Below are 20,462 nucleotides of genomic sequence, written 5' to 3' on the forward strand. Positions count from 1 at the left end.
GGCCCCAGGGATTACAGGCCGAGCTTGGCCATGCGGGCCTTCACCGATGCTTCGATGCCAGCGGCATCCAGTCCACATTCCGCCAGCATCTGCGCAGGCTTGGCATGCTCGACATAGATATCCGGCAGCCCCAGGTGCAGCAGCGGCTTGACCACCGCTTCGCGGGCCAGGAACTCGCCCACCGCCGCGCCAGCGCCGCCCATGATGGCGTTCTCTTCGATCGTCACCAGCAGCTCATGGCTGGCGGCCATTTCCAGCACCAGCGCCTCGTCCAGTGGCTTGACGAAACGCATGTCGACCACGGTGGCATCGATCTGCTCGGCCACCTGCAGGGCCTCGGCCAGCTGTACGCCGAACACCAGCAGGGCGACCTTGCCACCCTGGCGGCGGACCACGCCCTTGCCGATTTCCAGCGGCTCCAGGTCGCCGCTGATCGGCGCGTTGGGGCCGGTGCCACGTGGATAGCGCACGGCGGCCGGGCCCTTGTAGTGGTGGCCGGTGCTGAGCATCTTGCGCAGCTCGTTCTCGTCGCTCGGGGTCATCACCAGCATGCCGGGGATGCAGCGCAGGTAGGACAGGTCGTAGGCACCGGCGTGGGTCGGGCCGTCCTCGCCGACCAGGCCGGCGCGGTCGATGGCGAACAGCACATCGAGGTCCTGCACCGCCACGTCGTGGATCAGCTGGTCATAGGCGCGCTGCAGGAAGGTCGAGTAGATCGCCACCACCGGCTTGGCACCCTCGCAGGCCATGCCCGCGGCCAGGGTGACCGCGTGTTGCTCGGCGATGGCGACGTCGAAGTAGCGCTCCGGGTAGCGTTCGCTGAAGTCGATCAGGTCCGAGCCTTCCTTCATCGCCGGGGTGATGCCCACCAGGCGATTGTCGGCGGCGGCCATGTCGCACAGCCACTGGCCGAACACCGAGGCGTATTTCGGGCCGCTGACCTTCTTCGGCGCGACCGGCTTGTCGGCCGGCTCCAGCTTGGTGATCGCGTGGTAGCCGATCGGGTCGACCTCGGCCGGGGCGAAGCCCTTGCCCTTCTTGGTCACCACGTGGAGGAACTGCGGGCCCTTGAGGTCGCGCATGTTGCGCAGGGTGGCGATCAGGGTCGGCAGGTCGTGGCCGTCGATCGGGCCGATGTAGTTCCAGCCCAGCTCCTCGAACAGCGTGCCCGGCACCAGCATGCCCTTGGCGTACTCTTCGGTGCGGCGGGCGATTTCCCAGGCACCGGGCAGGCGCGACAGCACTTTCTTGCTGCCTTCGCGCATGCTCGCGTAGGTGCGGCTGGAGAGGATCTTGGCCAGGTAGTTGGACAGGCCGCCGACATTGCGCGAAATCGACATGTCGTTGTCGTTGAGGATCACCAACATGTCGGCGTTGACTTCCTGGGCGTGGTTCAGCGCCTCGAAGGCCATGCCGGCGGTCAGCGCGCCGTCGCCGATCACCGCGATCGACTTGCGCGGGTCGTTCTGCAGACGGGCGGCGATGGCCATGCCCAGCGCGGCGCTGATCGAGGTGCTGGAGTGGCCGACGCCGAAGGTGTCGTACTCGCTCTCGCTGCGGCGCGGGAAGGCGGCGATGCCGTCTTTCTGGCGCAGGCTGAGCATGCGCTCGCGCCGGCCGGTGAGGATCTTGTGTGGGTAGGCCTGGTGGCCGACGTCCCACACCAGCCGGTCATCCGGGGTGTCGAAGACGTAGTGCAGGGCGATCGTCAGCTCGATGACGCCCAGGCCCGCACCAAAATGCCCACCGGTCTGCCCAACGGTATAGAGCAGGTCCTGGCGCAGCTCGTCGGCCAGGGTCTCCAGGTCGGCTTCGGCCAGCCGGCGCAGGCCGGCGGGCGTGTCGGCGCGGTCCAGCAGCGGCGTGACCGGGCGTTCGCGGGGGATCTCTTGAAACGTCGTGGGCATCAGGCGAGTCGTTATAGGTGTGAAGACGCGGCAGTTTACCCCATTGTAGGAAAAGCTGCCCATTCAGTCGGGTGTTGAGCGGGGGCTGCTGCGCACCCCATCGCCGACAAGCCGGCTCCCACAGGTATCGCGTTGTCCGTGAGCGCTGGTATGTCGGCAGCGGCGCTGATCAGTGGCGGCGCTCGACGATGTAGCGGGCCAGCGCCCGCAGAGGCTCGGCGTTGTCGCCAAAGCCTGCCAGCGCGGCCAGCGCCTGGTCGCGCAGCTCCAGGGCATAGGCCTTGGCCGCCTCCAGCCCGAGCAGCGCCGGGTAGGTCGGCTTGTCGCGGGCGATATCGGCGCCCTGGCGCTTGCCCAGGGTGGCGGTGTCGCTCTCCACGTCGAGGATGTCGTCCTGCACCTGGAACGCCAGGCCGATGGCCTGTGCATAAGTCTGCAGAGAATCGAGCTGGGCTTGCTCGGCGCGTGCGCTGGCCAGGGCGCCGAGGCGCACACTGGCTTCGATCAGCGCGCCGGTCTTGTGCCGGTGCATGTACTCCAGGGCTTTCTGGTCGAGCTTCAGGCCCACCGAGCCGAGGTCGATGGCCTGGCCGCCGACCATGCCCGCGGGGCCGGCTGCCTTGGCCAGGGCCTGGACCATCTGCAGGCGGATCGCATCGGGCTGTGGGCTCAGGCGCGGGTCGAGCAAGGCGCTGAAGGCCAGGCTCTGCAAGCCGTCGCCGGCGAGGATCGCGCAGGCTTCGTCGAAGGCCTTGTGGGTGGTCGGCTGGCCGCGGCGCAGGTCGTCGTCGTCCATGGCCGGCAGGTCGTCGTGTACCAGCGAGTAGGCGTGGATCAGCTCTACCGCGCAGGCGGCGCCGTTGGCCTGCTCCGCCGGCACGCCGAAGGCCTCGCAGGCGGCATAGGCCAGCAGCGGACGCACGCGCTTACCGCCGTTCATCACGCTGTAGCGCATGGCGGCGTAGAGGCGTTCGAACTCCTTCGACGGCGCCTGGAACAGCGGTTCGAGGGCGGCGTCGACTCGTGTCTGGGCGCTCTGCTGGTATTGGCTGATCATGCCTCGGGCTCCGCATCGAACGGCTGGGCTGCCAGCTCGCCGTCACGCTCCAGCAGGATCTGCACCTTCTGCTCGGCCTGGGCCAGGGCGCCCTGGCAATCGCGGGTCAGGGCAATGCCTTGCTCGAAGGCGGCCAGCGACTCCTCCAGCGACAGTTCGCCGTTCTCCAGGCGCTCGACCAGGGCTTGCAGGTCGGCGAGGGATTGTTCGAAATCGATGGAGGCTTTTTTGCGGGCCATGGCGACAGTCTCGGTGGTGTCCAGAACGGCGCGACACTAGCAGAGCGGGGCAGGGGGAGCAAATTGCAGGGGGGTAGTCGCATTTTGTTGCACTTGCCCTGGCGGGCCGTCTTGCAATCCGCGCAGCAATCGAATTGTGGGGGGCGGCGGCCCTCTGCCATAATCCGCGCGCTCTGGCCCGCGGGCTAGCGGCTTCCCTTCCCGACGTCATGTAATGGACTACGTTGTGAGCTTCCTCTCGATCGAATTCGGCCTCTGTTTCACGCTGTTCTTCATTCTTTATTGGAGCCTGTGCTGGAGTGTCCGGCTGCAGAACCTCCTGCTACTGGGCGCCAGCTATGGCCTGGTGGCCAGCTTCGGCCTGCCGTCGTTGTACATCCTGCTGGGCTACAGTGCGCTGGTGTACCTGCTTGGCCTGCTGGCGGGGCGCTACCCGGGGCGTTGGTTCAACCGCGTGATGCTGTTGACGCTGGTTCTGGGGTGCTTCTACCTGTTCAAGTACCAGACCTTCTTCGTCGAAGGGGCGCAGTCCGTGCTGGCCCGCGCCGGGTTCGAGGTCACCTTGCCGTTGCTCGAAGTGCTGGTGCCGATCGGCCTTTCGTTCTATGCCTTCCATTCGGTCAGCTACCTGGTGTCGATCGGTCGCCGCGAGCTGGCGCCGGCCGCGCCGTTGGACCTGGCGTTGTACCTGGCGTTCTTCCCCAGCCTGGTGGCCGGGCCGGTCAACCGCGCCCTGGACATGCTGGCGCAGATCCGTCCGCCGGCCATGCGCCAGGTGCTGGAGCCACAGCGGGCACTGGGGCTGATCGCGATGGCGGTGGTCAAGCTGTTCTTCCTCAGTGCCTGGCTGGGCAGCGAGTGGGTGGACCCGGTGTTCGACACCCCGGGCAGCGCCACCCCCGAGCAGGTGCTGCTGAGCGTGTACGGCTACAGCCTGCTGATCTACTTCAACTTCAGCGGCTACACCAACCTGGTCACCGGCATCGCCCTGTTGCTGGGGTTTCGCCTGCCGGACAACTTCGACGCGCCGTACGCCGCGCGCAACCTCAAGGAATTCTGGGGGCGCTGGCATATCAGCCTGTCGCGCTTCATCCGCGACTATGTCTATATCCCCCTGGGCGGCAACCGCCAGGGCGTATGGCGCGGCAACCTGAACATGCTGCTGGCGATGCTGGTGTCCGGACTGTGGCACGGGGCGAGCGTGAACTTCATCATCTGGGGCGCGCTGCACGGCGTGGGCCTGGCCATCTCCAAGCTGTTCAGCCAGTGGTGCCCGGGGTTCTCCCGCCTGCCGGGATCGGGCTTGCTGGCGCGGTTGATGACCTTCCACTACGTGGCCTTCGCCTGGATCTTCTTCCGCAGCCCGACGCTGGAGGGCGCGCTGGAGATGCTCGGCGACATCGCCCAGCTGAGCCTGGCGGGGCTGAACAGTGGCACGGGCCTGATGCTGCTGGCCTGCGTGCTGTTCGTGGCCAGTTACCCACAATGGCTGGCGCTGTTGCGCCAGAGCGGCGCGGCCTTCCAGCGCCTACCGTGGCAGCTGTATCCGATCCCGCTCGGGGTCGGCGTGTCGCTGGTGATTTTCGCTTCGCAGTCGGGCGTGCCGGGGTTCATCTATGCAAGCTTCTGATAGCAAACAGCTGTTCCAGGTGCAGATGGGCGCCGCCCGTGGCTTGTATGCGATCGTGGTCATCACCGCGCTGTTGTTCTGGCTGAACCAGGACTCGATCAAACTCTACTGCCAGCAGAGGTACCACCAGAGCTGTGAAATCCCGCTGCTGGGCCAGATGCCGGCCTGGCGCACGGGCGCGCAACTGACAGCACTGCTCGAGGCGCGCCGCGACGACCTGCTCGAACGCCTGCAGCCGGCGCCGCAGGTGGCCACAGCGCCGTTGCCCGAGGTTCTGCCTGCGCCGATACCGGTGGTCACGGTCGACCTGCAGACCCCGGCGGCACTGGCCAAGCCGCTGCCGCATGGGGCGGCGCACACGCCCGCGCCTGTTCACGTGCCCGCGCCCGTCGCTGTCGCTCAGCCCGTCGCGGCAGCGCCAATGCCAGAGGCAACTCCCATAGCAGACCCTGCGCCAACATTGCTGCAACCGGGCACCGTGGCCTCGCTGGCTGCCGGTGACGAGGTGTTCCTGGTCGGCGATTCGCTGATGCAGGGCGTTGCCCCGCACCTGGCCAACAGCTTGCGCAAGCGTTACCAGATCCGCACCGTCAACCTCAGCAAGCAGAGCACCGGCCTTGCCTACCCGGGCTTCTTCAACTGGCCGAAGACCGTGGCCGAGACCCTCGACCACGAACCGAACGTGCGCTTGATGGTGGTGTTCCTCGGCCCCAACGACCCGTGGGACATGCCCCAGGGTAAGGGCAAGCCGTTCCTGCGCTTCAAGTCGCCGGAATGGGAGGTGGCCTATCGCGCGCGGATCGATTCGATCCTCGAGCAGGCCCGCACGCACAACGTGCAGGTTATCTGGGTTGGGCCGCCGAACATGGAGAAGGCGCGGCTGTCCACCGCCATGGGCTACCTCAGCGGGCTCTACCAGGAGCAGACCGCGCTGTACGGCCAGCACTACGTGTCGGCCAACCCGATCCTCGGCTACGCCGACGCCAGCTTCTCTTACACGGTGCAGACCGCGCAGGGCAAGCGGGTCAAGGTGCGGGTCGACGACGGCATTCATTTCACCATCACAGGCCAGAAGATGATCGCCGAACAGGTGTTGTCGCTGATCAGCTTCCCTGGTCTGACCGTAACAGGACATTGAGATGCGCCAATGGCATCACCTGCTGGGCCTGGCCCTGCTGATCAGCGCCGCGCCGGGTTGCAGCACCGGCGCCAACAGCGTGAGCGCCCAGCCCGCGGCGCGGCCCACCGCCACGCCCGTCACTCGCCAGGACGGCAACGTCGCCCTGCTCGCCGGCAAGTTGCGCAATGCCGGGCGTGCCCCGGTCGGCATCGTCCAGCTGGGTGACTCGCATACCGCCGCCGACCTGTTCAGCGGCGAGCTGCGCAAGCTGCTACAGGCGCGCTACGGCGATGGCGGCATCGGCCTGGTGCCGGCCTCGCCGGTGCCGGGGATCCGCAACGACCGGGTGATCATCAAGAGCGAGAAGCGCCAGTGGGAGCTGGTGTCGGCGCGCAATCAGCAGAGCCAGCAGTTTCCCCTGGGTGGCTACCTGTCGCTGCCGCAGGCCAACCGTGCCAGCGTGATGCTGCAGGCGCGTGACGAGGACCGCCAGCGCTACAAGGTCTCGGCGCTGTACCAGTCCAGCGGGAGTTCCAGCCTGCTGGTCAATGGCGGCCAGCGCCGGGTGCTGCCGGCCAGCAACGGCCAGTGGCGCTTCAGCCCGGCGTTCGCCAATGTCGGCCTGCCGGTGCAACTGACGGTGGAAGGTGGCCGTGGCGTCGCCTTGGGTGGCTGGTACCTGCAGGGGCAGAAGAATGCCGGGGTGACCTACTCGACGCTGGGCATCAACGGCGCGCGCCTGGAAGTGGTGGACAAGTGGCAGGCGGGTTGGCGCGACAGCCTCAAGGCCGTGCGGCCGGACCTGGTGATCCTGGCCTACGGCACCAATGAGGCGTTCGACGACAAGCTCGACCTGGCGCTGTACCAGGCGCAGTTGGAGGCGACCCTCACGGGCTTGCGCAAGGACCTGCCGCAGGCGGCGATCCTGCTGGTTGGCCCACCGGACTCGATCAAGCAGCGCAAGGCGCGCAGTTGCGCGGCGCGCCAGCCGCAACCGCTGGCCTCGGTGATCCGTATCCAGCAGCAGCAGGCGCGCAAGCACAAGGCGCTGTTCTGGGATTGGCAGGGGTTCATGGGCGGGCCGTGCTCGATCGCCGGCTGGCAGGCGCAGGGGCTGGCGCGGCCTGATCTTGTCCATCTGACAGCCGATGGCTATCGCAAGAGTGCGGCGGGCTTGTATGAGTTTCTGAAGGGGCCGTTGGGATTGCGTTGAGGGCGGGGCAATCCCGCTCCCACAGTGACCGGGAGCGGGCTTGCCCAGGTATCAGGCCGGCTCGGCCTCGAGTTCCACCATCGCCTCGCGATAGCGCGCCAGCTCCTCGATGGTCAGCACCGGCAGGTTGTACTGCCGCGCATACACCGCCACTTGCTCGCCGCGGGCCATGCTGCCATCGGGGTTCATCAGTTCGCACAGCACCGCCGCCGGGCGCAGGCCGGCCAGGCGGGCCAGGTCCACCGAGCCTTCGGTGTGGCCGCGACGGGTCAGCACGCCGCCGTCACGGGCGCGCAGCGGGAATACATGGCCGGGGCTGACGATATGGCGCTGCTGCGCGGTGGAGCGCAGCGCGGCCTCGATGGTGGTGATGCGGTCCTGTGCCGATACGCCGGTGCTGACGCCCTCGGCGGCTTCGATGGTGACGGTGAAGCCAGTGCCGTGGCGGGCCTGGTTGTTCTGCACCATCGGCGCCAGCTGCAGGGCGTCGACGGTGGCTTCGTCCAGGCACAGGCAGACGATGCCGCTGCAGTCGCGGATCATCATGGCCATGGTCTGCAGCGAAAGGTTCTCGGCAGCGGCGACGATGTCGGCTTCGTCCTCGCGGTCGTCGTCGTCGAGCAGCAGCACTGGACGCCCGGCCTGGAAGGCGGCGATGGCGGCGCTGACGTTGGGGAATTGCTTGTTAAGCGGGGTGGACATGAAACGCTCCTCGTGAATGATCGATGAACGTCTCGGGGCGAACAAAATGCGCGCGCAAGGGCGCCTGGACGGCCCCTGCCAAACGCCTTCTTTCATCCGGACTATGACCGTCGGCCCTGGAATCTCACCAGATCTGCTGACCCCCGGCATGGCCGGGGCGCTCGCGGGCTCATCTTTCGATTTACCGCCGGTGGGGACTTTCACCCCGCCCTGAAGACCGGGCAAGCATACCCCACGGTGGCGGTCTGCTGGCAAGCCCTACGACTTTAGTTGCTGCCAGTCGAGCCCGAACCGCGCCAGGTACTTGCGCAGGCGGTCGGCGTCGTTGGGGTTGGCCTTGTCCTGGCGCGACACCGCGAACAGCTGGCGCCCGGCCTCGGACAGGCTCGGGGCGCGGCGGCACGCATCGATCACCGCCCGCAGTTGTACCTGGTCGAACAGGTCCAGCTCGCGGCCGTCCAGCAGCGGCTCGGTTGCCGATTCCAGGCCCCAGGCATAGCGCAGCCGCTCGATCTCTTCCTCGACCAGTGCTTCGTCGATGCGCCCGCTGTCGGCCAGGGTCGCCATGCGCGTGATCGATGCCGACAGCTCGCGGAAGTTGCCGGCCCAGCGTGCTTCGCTGGCGTGGGCGAAGGCCAGGTAGCGGCGCTTGGCTTCGAGGTTGAAGCGCACTTGGCGGCCTTGCTCGCGGGCATGGCGCTGCAGCTCGAAATCCAGGTTCGGCTCGATGTCCTCGCGCCGCTGGGCCAGGCCCGGCAGGGCGAAGGTCCACAGGTTGATGCGGGCGAACAGGTCTTCGCGGAACGAGCCGTCGGCGACCTTGGCGCGCAGGTCGCGGTGGGTGCCGGCGATCAGTTGGAAGTCGCTTTCCACTTCACGGTCGGCGCCCAGCGGGAAGAAGCGCTTTTCTTCGATGGCCTTGAGCAGCATGGCCTGTTCGTCGGCGCCCAGCTCGCCGATTTCGTCGAGGAACAGCATGCCGCCGTCGGCGGCGCGCAGCAGGCCGTCGCGGGCGTTCTGCGCGCCGGTGAAGGCGCCTTTGGCGTGGCCGAATAGGGTCGACATGGCGCCGTCGCCGCGCAGGGTGGCGCAGTTCACCTCGATGAAGCGACCGCCCAGTTGGTGACGACCGCGCTTGAGCTCATGGACGCGGCGGGCGAGGAACGACTTGCCGGCGCCGGTCGGGCCGACCAGCAGCATCGGCGCCTTCGAGCGCAGGGCGACCCGTTCGATCTGCTCGATGGTGCGGTTGAAATCCGGGTTGCGCGTGGCGATGCCGGACTTGAGCAGCGACTGCCCCTCGACCTGTTCGCGGCGAAAGCGCGAGGCGATCGGGTCGTAGCGCGACAGGTCGAGGTCGATCAGGGTGGCGATGCCGGCCGGGTCGCTGTTTTCGTCGTGCTTGCGCGAGGGCGAGGTCTGCACCAGGCGCGCCGGCAGGTAGCGCGCCTCGGTGAGCAGGAACCAGCAGATCTGCGCGACGTGGGTGCCAGTGGTGATATGCACCAGGTAGTCCTCGTGCTCGGTGTCGAAGCTGTAGGCGCTGGCGAAGTCGTGCAGGGCGCCGTAGACCTCCTCGAAATCCCACGGGTTGCGCAGCGCCAGCGGGTGCAGGCGCACCTCGGTGCCGGGCGAGACCTGCTGGATGTCGGCGCGGATTCGCTCGGCCAGGCCGAGATCGCGTGCGCTGGGGCCGTGGATAAGTTCCAGGCGGTCCAGAGGCAGGTCGGGTTGCTGGCACAGGCCGATGGTTGGCCGCCACTTGTTCCAGCGCGCGGCACCCTTGCCGTTGCGGTCGAGGGTGGTGCCGAGAAAACCGATGGCGACGAGGGACTTGGTCATCCGTGATTATCCAAAAAGATAAATATGTATCGCAGGATATACGAAAAATTGAATAGGCATGACGCTTCGTAATGCACACGCTACCGCGAAATAAGAAATAAATGCTTATAAATCATTTAGTTAAAAGATTTTTTCAAGGGCGAGTGAAAACCTGGCACGCCGCTCGCTATATCCCTCTCGACCGCATCGCCAGGCAGGCCCTCGGGAAAGGGGAACCCCCCGCCGGTGCATGTACCCACCTTCAGGTGTCGGTGTCGTGCATGCCGCCGCCGCAACGACCGGTCATTGCTGCGCTGGGCCCCTGGAAAGGCCGGCGCAGACGCTCGCCGGGCAAAGCCCCGGCACTACCCTCCTAAGGTAGCTACAACCGCAACACCCGCAGGTGGGGCACAGGCAACGCAACCAGGGCCAGGATGGTCCGCTTTTGCGAAGGACGCCTGGGCCACCGCTGGCCCACCCGGCCCGCCGGCCGGGCCTGGCGCAACGATGGAGGCCGCCGGAGCAAGCGCTCCCGGCCCCGGACTCCGCCAGGCTTCGCCCACGGCGCTCGGTGAGTCGGCGACCCCTGCAACCAAGGACATTGATAAAAGGATGAGCAAGATGAAACTGTTGAAACGCTTTGTGGTGAAGAAGAACGAACGTGGCCTACTGATGAGCGAAGGCGACTTCGTGTCGATTCTCGAGCCTGGCCAGTACTCGCGTTTTGACTGGAAAGACCGGCTGGCGGTGACCACCTTCAGCCTCCAATCCCCACTGTTCGACCACCCGCTGGCGCAGTACCTGCGCGGGCAGGAGCCAGCTCTGGTCGAGCAGCATTTCGAAGCCATGGACCTGGCGCAGCACGAGGCCGGCCTGCGTTTCGAGGACGGCCGCCTGGTCGAGTTGCTGCCACCGGACAGTCGCCGCCTGTACTGGAAAGGCCAGGTCGAGCATGGCTTGCAGCGCATCGACCTGAATCAGGGCCGGCGCCTGGACGATGAACTGGTGGTTCGCCTGAGTCGCCCTGGCGTGGCCGGCACGGATCTGGTGCTGCTGGCGCTGGTGCCGGCGTTCCATGTCGGCGTGCTGAAGATCGACGGCGTGGTGGCCGGGTTGCTCGAGCCGGGCCGGCATGGCTACTGGCGCTGCGGCAGCCAGGTAGCGGTGGAGATGGTCGACACCCGCCTGCAGGCGCTGGAGGTCAACGGCCAGGAGATCCTCACCCGCGACAAGGTCAGCCTGCGCCTGAGCCTGGTGGCCAACTGGCGCTACACCGATGTACTCGGCGCCCACGGGCAGATGAGCAAACCGGTGGAGCACCTGTACCGCGAACTGCAGTTCGGTTTGCGTGCCGCGGTGGGCACCCGCACCCTCGACGAACTGCTGGAAGACAAGCAGTCCATCGACGGTAGCGTCACCGAGCACCTGCTGGCGCACCTGCAAGGCAGTGGCCTGGAGGTGAGCAGCCTGGGGGTGCGCGACATCATCCTGCCGGGCGAGATGAAAACCCTGCTGGCCCAGGTGGTGGAGGCGGAAAAGGCCGCCCAGGCCAACGTGATCCGCCGGCGTGAGGAAACCCAGGCGACCCGCTCGCTGCTCAACACCGCCAAGGTGATGGAAGGCAACCCGACGGCCCTGCGCCTGAAGGAGCTGGAAACCCTGGAGCGGGTGGCCGAGCGCATCGACCGGATTTCGGTGTTCGGTGGCCTGGATCAGGTATTGAATGGCATGGTCAGCCTCAAGGCGGGTTGACCCTTTGCGACACGACGTAACGCAACAAGGAACAAGGCAATGAACATACTCGAAGTGGCGGGCGGCAAGCCGATCAAACTGTGGACCGACGGCGTGCCGGTCGAGGACGACGCCCGCAAGCAGCTGATGAACACGGCGAAGATGCCGTTCATCTTCAAGCACCTGGCGGTGATGCCGGACGTACACCTGGGCAAGGGCTCGACCATCGGCAGCGTGATCCCCACCGTGGGCGCGATCATCCCGGCGGCGGTGGGCGTGGACATCGGCTGCGGCATGATCGCCGCGCGCACCTCGCTGCACGCCCGCGACCTGCCCGACAACCTGCATGGCCTGCGCACGGCCATCGAGAAGGCCGTGCCCCACGGCAAGACTTTCGGTCGTCGCGACCAGGGCGCCTGGGACAACGTGCCGAACCAGGCCGACCAGGTCTGGAGCGGCCTGGCCGGGCGCTTCAAGGCGATCACCGACAAGCATCCACGGCTGGAGAAGACCAACAACCGTCAGCACCTGGGGACACTGGGCGGTGGCAACCATTTCATCGAGGTCTGCCTGGACGAGGCCGACCGCGTCTGGTTCATGCTGCACAGTGGCTCGCGTGGCGTCGGCAACGCCATCGGCAACCTGTTCATCGAATTGGCCCAGGCTGATATGCGCCAGCACATGGTCAACCTGCCAGATCGCGACCTGGCGTACTTCGAGGAAGGTAGCCGGCACTTCGCCGACTACGTCGAGGCGGTCGAGTGGGCGCAGGACTTCGCCCGGCACAACCGCGAGCTGATGATGCAGGCGGTGGTCGCCGCCACCCGCAAGGTGCTGGGCAAACCGTTCGAGGCGAGCCTCGAGGCGGTCAACTGCCACCATAACTATGTGCAGAAAGAGCAGCACTTCGGTCGCGAGGTGCTGGTGACCCGCAAGGGCGCGGTGTCGGCGCAGAAGGGCCAGTTGGGGATCATCCCCGGCTCCATGGGCGCCAAGAGTTTCATCGTGCGTGGCCTGGGCAACGAGGAATCGTTCTGCTCGTGCAGCCATGGTGCGGGCCGGGTCATGAGCCGCACCAAGGCCAAGAGCCGCTTTACGGTCGAAGACCAACAGCGCGCCACTGCCCATGTGGAGTGCCGCAAGGACAAGGATGTGATCGACGAGATCCCGATGGCCTACAAGGATATCGATGCAGTGATGCAGGCCCAGCGTGAGTTGGTCGAAGTGGTGCATACCCTGCGTCAGGTGGTGTGCGTGAAAGGTTGAGACGGGCGCCGGGTGGCGCCCAGTACAAGGAACGAAGACATGTATCAGGACGACCCCCATCCACTGCCCGAGGCGATGCGCGCCCGGGTGCTCGATGAACTGCAACGTATCGAGCGCGAGCACCAGGTGACCGTGCTCTATGCCTGCGAGTCCGGCAGCCGAGCCTGGGGCTTCGCCTCGCCGGACAGCGACTACGACGTGCGCTTCGTCTACGTGCCACGCAACGACTGGTACCTGCGGGTGGACGAGCCTCGCGATGTGATCGAGCGTCCACTGAGCGACGAACTGGACATCAGCGGCTGGGAGCTGCGCAAGACCCTGCGCCTGATGCGTGGCGCCAACCCGAGCCTGCTCGAGTGGCTGGGCTCGCCGCTGGTGTATCGCGCCGATGCCGAGGCCACCGCGCGCCTGCGTGAACTGGGCGAGGCCTTCTACTCGCCGCGCGCGGTGCGCCATCACTACTTGTCGATGGCGCGCAAGAACCTGCGTGGCTACCTGATGGGCGAGACGGTGCGTTTCAAGAAGTACCTGTACGTGCTGCGGCCGTTGCTGGCGGTGCGCTGGATCGACCAGGGGCTGGGAATGCCGCCGACGGCGTTTGCCGAGTTGATGGCACGCACCGTCGATGACCCGCGATTGCAGGCGGCGATCGATGCATTGCTGGCCGTGAAACGACGCAGTGGCGAGGCGGCGCATGGGCCGCGGGACGAAGTGCTGCACGGATTCATCGAGGCCGAGCTGGCGCGGGCCGATGCGGCGGGAGAGGTGCCGGTGACGCGGGGTGACAGCGAACTGTTGGATGCGTTTTTGCGGGACACGGTGCGCAAGTGTCACGCCTGATTCTGTAGGAGAGGACGCCGCCGCTCCTACAGGTTCCCGTCATGCCGGGACATCCGGTCCATCACGAACCGCAGCGAGGCCGGCAACATCGGCCCGTGGCCGAGGCCGTCGAACGGCTTGAAAGCCACCTGCAATCCCTTCATTTCGGCCAACCTGGCCACAAGCTCCCGAGCAGGTCGTTGCGCATCCCCTGGCAACGACGTGCGGGGATTGGCCGGCTCATCCGTGCCGCGCATCAGCAACAGACTCGGTCGGCTTGTGCCCAGCCGCTCCTGCAATCCGTTGCTCTCCTCGACGATGGCGCCATCGTTCCACCAAAGCGATGGGCTGGCTGCCGCATAGTGGCTGAACAGAGCTGGGCGGGTGAACAGCGCGTGAAGCACCGCGAGCCCGCCGTATGAGTGACCCCAGAGCGTCTGCTGGCGGGCGTCGATGGACGCCAGGCCGGCGACCATCGGGCGCATGCGCTGCTCCAGCAGGTCGAGGAACGCATCGACACCACCACTGGCTTGGCCTGTCAGCGGATCACGCTGCTCGGCCAGCCCAGGCACGACTGGCGTGTAGTCATAGGTGCGTGCGGCGCGCTCGATGCGTTGTTCGGTCTGGTAGCCGATGGCGACCAGCAGCGGCGCCTGGCCGTTGGCGAGTGCTTGCAACTGTTGTGGTGCCAAGGCGCTGATCGCGGCGTTGCCATCGAGCATCCACAGCACCGGATAGCCGCTGGCGGGTGCCGGGCGCTGAGGCTTGCCGATCCACAGCCGGTAATGGCGCTGGCCATCCCGCGAGTCCAGGTCGAGATGGCTGAAGCGATAGGCCAGGTCATGGCGTTGCAGCAGGGTAGTGTCCATCTTCTGCTCGGGGTGCGGCTGCGCCAAAGCCGTGCCGGTCAGCAGCAATGCCAGGACAAGGGTCGGGATCTTCATCAGGCGTTCTCGTGGTGTCGTCCATGACACACCGCCGTCGCATCGCGTGAGGCAACGGCGGCGCGGGTTCAGAAGGAGGCGGTCAGGCTGGTGTAGAGGGTTCGGCCGGGTTCGTTGTAAGTGGCCGCCCCGGCGCCTTCGATGCCGTTGACCGCCTGGGCGTTGCCGGCACGGTACAGGCGTTTGTCGAACAGATTGTCGATGCCGGCAGTCAGGCTCAGGTTCTTGGTCAGGGCGTAGGTGCCGCTGGCGCCGACCAGGGCGTAGGGGGCCACCTGATCGTTAGCGCTGCCGGTGACGCGCTTGCCCTGGTAGTCATACTTCTTCGGCGTCTGCTTGCCGTACCAGGCCACGCTCAGTTGCAGTGACAGGTCGTCCGTGGTTTGCCAGTCGAGCATCGAGTTGAGGGTGTAGGCGGGGGTCACCGACAGGGTCTCGCCGGTGGTCTTGTTCTTCGATTGCAGCATGTAGGTGAAGTTGTTGCTCCACTTCAACTGCTCGCTCAGCGGGATGGTCAGGGTGCCCTCCAGGCCTTCGACCAGTGCCTTGGGGATGTTCTCCCACTGGTAGAGCGTCGCGTTGGCGTTGCCGCCGACGCCGCCGGATGCCTTGCCGATACCGCTCAGGCCGGAGTCGATCTTGTTCTTGTAGTCGTTGCGGAAGTAGGTCAGGCCCGCCACCCAGCCGTTGTCCTGGAACTCGATGCCCAGCTCCTTGTTGACGCTGGTCTCGGCCTTCAGATGCTCGTTGCCCTGCAGGTAGCAGCTGGTGGTCTGTCCGTAGCACCCCTGGCCACGGCTGTAGAGCAGGTAGTCGGGGTTGAGCTGGTACAGGTTCGGCGCCTTGTAGGCGCGGGCGATGCCGGCCTTGAGGGTCAGGGTGTCGGTGAGCGCGTGGGACAGGTTGAGCGACGGGCTCCAGTTGTCGCCGACGATGCTGTGGTGGTCGAAGCGCAGCGCCGGGGTGAGCATGGTGCCGGGCAGCAGTTCGATGTTGTCCTCGGCGAACAGCGAGAAGATCTGCGCCTGGGTGCTGGTACTGCGACCGCTGCTGGTCAGGCCGGGTACACTGCCGCCTTCGCTGGTGCTCTGGGTAGTGGCGCTGGGGTCATCCAGCTTTTGCTGGCTCCATTCGCTGCCCAGGGTCAGGGTCTGGTCGCGCCAGGCATGCAGCGGCAGGTTGAGCTCGCCGTGGGCGGTCAAGTCGCGCAGGGTCGAGGTGGCGAAAGGGCCATTGAACTGGCCTTCGGTACCGCCTGCGAGGCCTTCGCCCAAACGCGAGTTACGCGTCTTCTCGTACTGCAGGTACGCCATCGAGCTGCCGAAGTCCCAGTCGCCGTGATGGGTGATCGCGTAGTGCTCTCGGTACAGGCGATTGGTTTCGTGACCAATCATGCTTTTGACCTGGGCGTTGCTGTTGGTGTTCTGGGTATCGCCGGCATAGATGTTGCCCTGACGGCTGAAGCCGGCCTCGAAGTCGAGCCGCTGCTCTGGATTCAGGCGCCAGCTGAGCAGGCCGTTGACGTCCTTGTTGCGTACACCTTCACGACCGGCGGGCAGGGTGCCGATCTGATTGCCGGTGCGTCGAGACTCATGACCTTGGTTGATGTCCCAGTCGTCAGAATCCGTGGTGGCGACATTGCCGTAGACGCGGTAGCTGAGACTGTCGGTGAGCGGGCCATTGAGACCGAAGCTCATGCGCCGGGTTGCGCCTTCATCGCCATGTTGCGGGAAGTTCTGGTACAGCGTGGCATTGCCGTGGGTTTCGCTGGACGCCTGCTTGGTGATGATGTTGACCACCCCGCCCATGGCGCCGGAACCGTAACGTGCGGCAGCCGGGCCGCGGATCACTTCGATGCGCTCGACCTGGTCGGCCGGCACCCAGTTGGTGTCGCCGCGCGAGTCGCGCTCGCCACGCCAGCCGTAGCGTACCGAGCTGCGGCTGCTGACTGGCTTGCCGTCGACCAGGATCAGGGTGTTTTCCGGGCCCATGCCGCGAATGTCGATCTGGCGGTTGTTACCGCGTTGGCCGCTGGTGGAATTGCCGGTCAGGTTGACCCCCGGCATGGTACGGATGATCTGCGACAGGTCGTTGGCCGGTGGGCGCTTCTTGATGTCCTCGGCGGTGATGATCGACACCCCGGGCGCCTGCTTGGTCTCTTCCAGCGCGGTGGCCACCACGTTCTGGCTTTCCAGCTCGATCGGTGCGGGCTGGTTGGCGGCATGCACGGCGCTGCTCAGCAGGCAGCTGGACAGCAGCAGGAAGGGCGACAGGCAAAGCGGGCGGGGCGACATGTGTGATCTCCGGCGCGGCGGGCTGATTTCAAGAGATCACAGATGGTAATAGCTCTTATTTGAGAGTAAAGCGCATTAACTTTCTAAACACTTTCGGTCGCGGGCAGTAGCAGGTGCAGGCACAACCCAGGGTAGCCATTGCTCGCCCACAGCCGTCCGCCCTGTAGCTCGATGGCGCGCCGGGCGATGGCCAGGCCCAGGCCGAAACCGGCGCCGCTGCCGGGCAGGCGGCGATAGGCCTGGAAGATCGGTTCAAGTTCCGCCTCCGGCACCCCAGGCCCGTGGTCGCGCAGGCACAGGTGCCAATGCGTGCCCTCGCGCCAGCCTTCCAGGCTGACGTGGCCACCTGCGGGCGAATGGCGGATGGCGTTGCGCAGCAGGTTTTCCAAGGCCTGGGCCAGGCTGTCCAGGTGAGCCTGCACCTGGCAGTCGAGGCCGAGCGAGCAGGGCAGCCGGTCCTTCGCCCAGCCGCTCTCGAAGCTGCTGTCCTGGACCAGCGCTTCCCACACCGAGAGCACCAGCACCGGCTCGGTCGCCAGTTGCGGCTGCTCGGTGTCCAGCCACGCCAGGTCGAGGGTGTCCTCCAGCAGTTTCTGCATGTCGGTCACTTCCCGGTCCAGGCGCTGGCGCAACTGCTCCGGGGGCAGGCCGCTGTCATGGGCGATGCGCAGGCGCGCCAGCGGCGTGCGCAGTTCGTGGGACAGGGTGCGCAGCAGCAGGCGTTGCTGGTCCAGGCTCCTGCGCAGGCGTACGGCCATGTGCTCGAAGGCCTGGGCCAGCTCGCCCAGTTCGTCGCGACGCTCCTGCAGGGGCAGGCCGGGGCCGTCCAGGTCGTCGGCACGCAATGCGTGGGCGCGGTCGCGCAGGCGGTTGAGGGGTACGACCAAATGGCGGTACAACGCCAGGCCCAGCAGCAAGGCGAGCAGGGCGGGGGCAACGCCGTGGGTGATCACGTGGGTCCAGGGGGTCAACCCGGTGGGCAGCAGGTGTTCAGGGAGCTGGATGACCAGGCGGCCGTCCTGGGGGCGGGTGGGGAACTCGATGCTCACATAGGGCAACTCGTCCTGCAGGCGGCGGCTCATCGGCCAGTCGAGCTTGCGCATGAAGGTCAGGCGGCTGGCCTCCTCTGCGCTCAACGGCGTGGTACCGAGGCTCTGCAGGTGTGGGCCGATGATGGCGACCCAGGTGTCCTCCTCGGCTTGTAGCCGGCGGCGCAGGCGCTCCACGCCGTTGGCGCCGTCTGTGCGCCAGGCCTGCTCGGCCTGTTCGGCGAAGCCTGCCAGGTACACCCGGTCGGCGGGGGCGAGGAAGTAGGTGCTGCGCTCGACCGACAGCCCCCAGGTCCAGATCAGCCAGGTCAGCAGCAGGCAGAAGCACACCTGCAGCAGCGCCAGTTTCCACAGCAGCGGATGCCGGCGCATCAGGCGCTACCTGTGTCGACCAGGATATAGCCCTGGCCGCGCACGGCCTGGATCTCCAGGTGCCCCGCACCGATGGCGGCGAGCTTGCGGCGCAGATTGCAGACATGCACGTCCAGGCCACGGTCGAGACGGGTGTAGGCCCGGTGCAGGACGCTCTGGTAGAGAAAGGCCTTGCTCAGCGCCTCGCCGGGGTGGGCCTGCAAGGTCGCCAGCAAGCGGTACTCGGAACCGGTCAGCCCGGCGCTCTGGCCATGGTGCGCGACATCATGCTTGGCCGTGTCGAAGTCCAATGCGCAGGCATTGCGCGGGGCGGCTGGGCGCCGGTCCAGCGCCACCCGGCGCAGCAGGGCATCGACCCGGGCATCCAGCTCGGCCAGGCTGAAGGGCTTGGGCAGGTAGTCGTCGGCGCCACGGGTGAAACCGCTGATGCGATCCTGCTCGGCACCCAGGGCCGACATCAGCATCACCGGCACGGCCTGGTGCCGGCGCAGTTCGTCGAGCAGGCTGAGGCCGTCGACACCCGGGAGCATGATGTCCAGCAGTAGCAGGTCGAAGTGTGCCTGGTGTATCGCATTCAAGGCCTGGGTGCCGTTCTCGCAGGCCTGGACACGGAAGCCACGGCGCAGGAAGTGCTGTTCCAGGTCCTGGCGCAGGCGGGGGTCGTCTTCGGCAAGGAGAAGCTTGGGGGACACGGGGTGACCTTGATGAGAATGCGTTGCAAATACGAATCATCCCATTGGCGACGGTGCCGCGGCAATGGCCAGGTGCTGGCATTTCGTCGCGTTACACGGTACCGGCAGGGGCGGCCTGGGTGATGTCAGCGGCTGATGAATATCCCGCCGGCCTCGCTGCGGGTACGCAGCTTATGGCTCTGGGCCAACATGGCCAGGGCCAGGGGCAGGTCGTCGATCGGGAAACTGCCCGAAACCCGCAACTCGGCCAACGCCGGGTCGCAGACCAGGCGTTGGTCGCTGTAGCGCATCAGTTCCTGGGTCCATTGCAACAATGGCATCTCGTCGATCACCAGCAGGCCATTGCGCCAGGCCAGCTGGGCGTCGCGGGCCTCTTCCAGCGGATCGAGCCGGTTGCGGCTGAAGCGCAACTGCGAGCTGGCGTGGACGATGAGGCCACCGCTGGATTCAGGCTGGACCTGCACGGCGCCTTCGTAGACCGCGAGCAGGGTTTCATCGGGGAGCTGGCGTACGCTGAAGCGGGTGCCCAGCGCCTGCATGACGCCTTGCCCGGTGCGCACCCGCAAAGGCCGCGACGGGTCCGCCGCGGTGACGATGTATATCTCGCCCCGGCGCAGGTGCAGCAGGCGCTGCTCGGCCGTGAAGCGCACGCTCAGCTCGCTGTCGCTGTTTAGAGAAACCTGGGTGCCATCGGCCAGCAGCACGTCCCGGCGTTCGCCCAGGGCGGTCAAGTAGTCGATACCACCTTCATTGCGCCGCCATACCCACCAGCCCAGCGGTGCAGCGCCCAGCAATACCAGCAGGCTGCGCAGCACGGTGCGCCGGCTGCTGTCCGGGCGCACCAGCGTCTGCCGGGCCAGGGTGGGAGGCAAGGTGCCGAGGCGGGTGAGCAGGCGCTGCGCCCGGTTCCAGGCGCGTTCGTGCTCGGCGTCGCTGCATCGCCAGTGCTCCAGTTCGAGCTGTTGCGCCGGCGTCAGCGGCCCTTCCTGCATCAGCAGCAACCAGGCGGCGGCCTGGGCCAGTACCGCCTGGGCGATGGGGTTCTGGTCACTCATCGGGCATCTGGCTCAGGCAGGCCACGTAGCCCTCGTGGATGTATTTCTTCACCGTCGGCAAGGCGATGTTCAGTGCCTGGGCGATGTCTTTCTGCTTCATGCCATCCAGTGTTGCCATCAGAAAGGCTTGCCTGACCCGTGGCCGCAGGCTGTCGAGTACGGCATCGATCTCGTGCAGGGTCTCGAGAATCACGCTCTGCTGCTCGGGCGACGGATGTTCGACTTCGGGCACCAACGCCAGGGCCTCGAGCCAGGCCTGCTCAAGGGAATGCCGCCGCCGCCAGCTGACCAGCACGCAATTGGCGATACGGGCCAGGTAGGCACGTGGCTGGCGCAAGGTATCAGGCTGGGTGGTGTCGCGGCTGGCCAGCACGCGCACGAAAATGTCCTGGGCCAGGTCATCGGCCACGCCACGTCCCCAGGAGCGCAAGCGGTACGCCAGCCAGCCGCGCAACCAGGCATGGTGTTCGACGTAAAGCGTGGTGACGGCGCAGTGCTCGATGTGCCGTGGCGGGTTCTTGAAGAGGGTCATGGTCAGCGGGATCAAGGGT

17 protein-coding genes and 1 riboswitch are annotated in these 20,462 nt (G+C 66.5%); of the genes, 6 read left to right on the forward strand and 11 right to left on the reverse strand.

Annotated elements, in window-relative coordinates; genetic code table 11:
• Positions 1–11: 11 nt before the first annotated feature.
• The 3 genes from dxs to KSS90_RS02860 form a co-directional block, all read right to left on the reverse strand.
• Positions 12–1,907, reverse strand: a complete 1,896-nt coding sequence (gene dxs, locus KSS90_RS02850) for a 1-deoxy-D-xylulose-5-phosphate synthase (protein ID WP_217868114.1) — start codon at positions 1,905–1,907, stop codon at positions 12–14.
• 169 nt (positions 1,908–2,076) lie between these two features.
• A complete protein-coding gene (gene ispA / locus KSS90_RS02855; RefSeq protein WP_217868115.1) occupies positions 2,077–2,964 on the reverse strand; it encodes a (2E,6E)-farnesyl diphosphate synthase in 888 nt (295 codons plus the stop codon).
• Positions 2,961–3,203: an exodeoxyribonuclease VII small subunit gene (locus tag KSS90_RS02860; RefSeq protein ID WP_011531978.1), complete on the reverse strand. Its 243-nt coding sequence runs from the start codon at positions 3,201–3,203 to the stop codon at positions 2,961–2,963. The genes ispA and KSS90_RS02860 overlap by 4 nt, the downstream gene beginning before the upstream one ends.
• A gap of 214 nt (positions 3,204–3,417) precedes the next feature.
• Between KSS90_RS02860 and KSS90_RS02865 the strand changes: the two genes are divergently transcribed.
• The 3 genes from KSS90_RS02865 to KSS90_RS02875 are packed head-to-tail and all read left to right on the forward strand — an operon-like array spanning position 3,418 to position 7,166.
• Positions 3,418–4,833: an MBOAT family O-acyltransferase gene (locus tag KSS90_RS02865; RefSeq protein WP_217868116.1), complete on the forward strand. Its 1,416-nt coding sequence runs from the start codon at positions 3,418–3,420 to the stop codon at positions 4,831–4,833.
• Entirely contained in the window at positions 4,820–5,971 is a 1,152-nt protein-coding gene (locus KSS90_RS02870; protein WP_225933125.1) for an SGNH/GDSL hydrolase family protein, read from the forward strand. Before KSS90_RS02865 ends, KSS90_RS02870 begins: the two co-directional genes overlap by 14 nt.
• Before the next feature lies 1 nt (position 5,972).
• The gene (locus tag KSS90_RS02875; RefSeq protein WP_217868117.1) at positions 5,973–7,166 is read left to right on the forward strand and encodes an SGNH/GDSL hydrolase family protein; all 1,194 of its coding nucleotides are present in this window, start codon (positions 5,973–5,975) and stop codon (positions 7,164–7,166) included.
• Positions 7,167–7,217: 51 nt separating this feature from the next.
• On the opposite strand, the gene ribB is transcribed toward KSS90_RS02875, so the two are convergent.
• Complete coding sequence (ribB, locus tag KSS90_RS02880) at positions 7,218–7,868, reverse strand: 3,4-dihydroxy-2-butanone-4-phosphate synthase (RefSeq protein ID WP_038707266.1); 651 nt, start codon at positions 7,866–7,868, stop codon at positions 7,218–7,220.
• An 80-nt stretch (positions 7,869–7,948) separates the two neighbouring features.
• Positions 7,949–8,090: riboswitch (FMN riboswitch) on the reverse strand.
• Positions 8,091–8,126: 36 nt separating this feature from the next.
• Positions 8,127–9,710 (reverse strand): RNA repair transcriptional activator RtcR, encoded by a 1,584-nt coding sequence (rtcR, locus tag KSS90_RS02885; RefSeq protein WP_217868118.1) that lies wholly within the window; start codon positions 9,708–9,710, stop codon positions 8,127–8,129.
• 600 nt (positions 9,711–10,310) lie between these two features.
• Here rtcR and KSS90_RS02890 point away from each other — a divergent pair.
• The 3 genes from KSS90_RS02890 to KSS90_RS02900 are packed head-to-tail and all read left to right on the forward strand — an operon-like array spanning position 10,311 to position 13,526.
• Positions 10,311–11,441, forward strand: coding sequence for a slipin family protein (locus KSS90_RS02890; RefSeq protein WP_217868119.1), 1,131 nt, complete (start codon positions 10,311–10,313; stop codon positions 11,439–11,441).
• 39 nt (positions 11,442–11,480) lie between these two features.
• Positions 11,481–12,686 (forward strand): RtcB family protein, encoded by a 1,206-nt coding sequence (locus tag KSS90_RS02895; RefSeq protein ID WP_217868120.1) that lies wholly within the window; start codon positions 11,481–11,483, stop codon positions 12,684–12,686.
• 39 nt (positions 12,687–12,725) lie between these two features.
• Positions 12,726–13,526, forward strand: a complete 801-nt coding sequence (locus KSS90_RS02900; RefSeq protein ID WP_217868121.1) for a nucleotidyltransferase domain-containing protein — start codon at positions 12,726–12,728, stop codon at positions 13,524–13,526.
• A gap of 26 nt (positions 13,527–13,552) precedes the next feature.
• On the opposite strand, the gene KSS90_RS02905 is transcribed toward KSS90_RS02900, so the two are convergent.
• From KSS90_RS02905 to KSS90_RS02930, 6 genes are all read right to left on the reverse strand, one after another.
• Positions 13,553–14,449: an alpha/beta hydrolase gene (locus tag KSS90_RS02905; RefSeq protein WP_217868122.1), complete on the reverse strand. Its 897-nt coding sequence runs from the start codon at positions 14,447–14,449 to the stop codon at positions 13,553–13,555.
• 68 nt (positions 14,450–14,517) lie between these two features.
• Entirely contained in the window at positions 14,518–16,743 is a 2,226-nt protein-coding gene (locus tag KSS90_RS02910; RefSeq protein ID WP_217868123.1) for a TonB-dependent siderophore receptor, read from the reverse strand.
• Positions 16,744–16,826: 83 nt separating this feature from the next.
• Positions 16,827–18,164, reverse strand: coding sequence for a HAMP domain-containing sensor histidine kinase (locus KSS90_RS02915; RefSeq protein WP_217868124.1), 1,338 nt, complete (start codon positions 18,162–18,164; stop codon positions 16,827–16,829).
• Complete coding sequence (locus KSS90_RS02920) at positions 18,164–18,856, reverse strand: response regulator transcription factor (protein WP_217868125.1); 693 nt, start codon at positions 18,854–18,856, stop codon at positions 18,164–18,166. Before KSS90_RS02920 ends, KSS90_RS02915 begins: the two co-directional genes overlap by 1 nt.
• A 125-nt stretch (positions 18,857–18,981) precedes the next feature.
• The gene (locus KSS90_RS02925) at positions 18,982–19,911 is read right to left on the reverse strand and encodes a FecR family protein (protein WP_217868126.1); all 930 of its coding nucleotides are present in this window, start codon (positions 19,909–19,911) and stop codon (positions 18,982–18,984) included.
• Positions 19,904–20,443 (reverse strand): sigma-70 family RNA polymerase sigma factor, encoded by a 540-nt coding sequence (locus KSS90_RS02930; RefSeq protein WP_198754411.1) that lies wholly within the window; start codon positions 20,441–20,443, stop codon positions 19,904–19,906. The genes KSS90_RS02925 and KSS90_RS02930 overlap by 8 nt, the downstream gene beginning before the upstream one ends.
• Positions 20,444–20,462: the final 19 nt, after the last annotated feature.

This window comes from Pseudomonas maumuensis, from assembly GCF_019139675.1.
GTDB lineage: Bacteria > Pseudomonadota > Gammaproteobacteria > Pseudomonadales > Pseudomonadaceae > Aquipseudomonas > Aquipseudomonas maumuensis.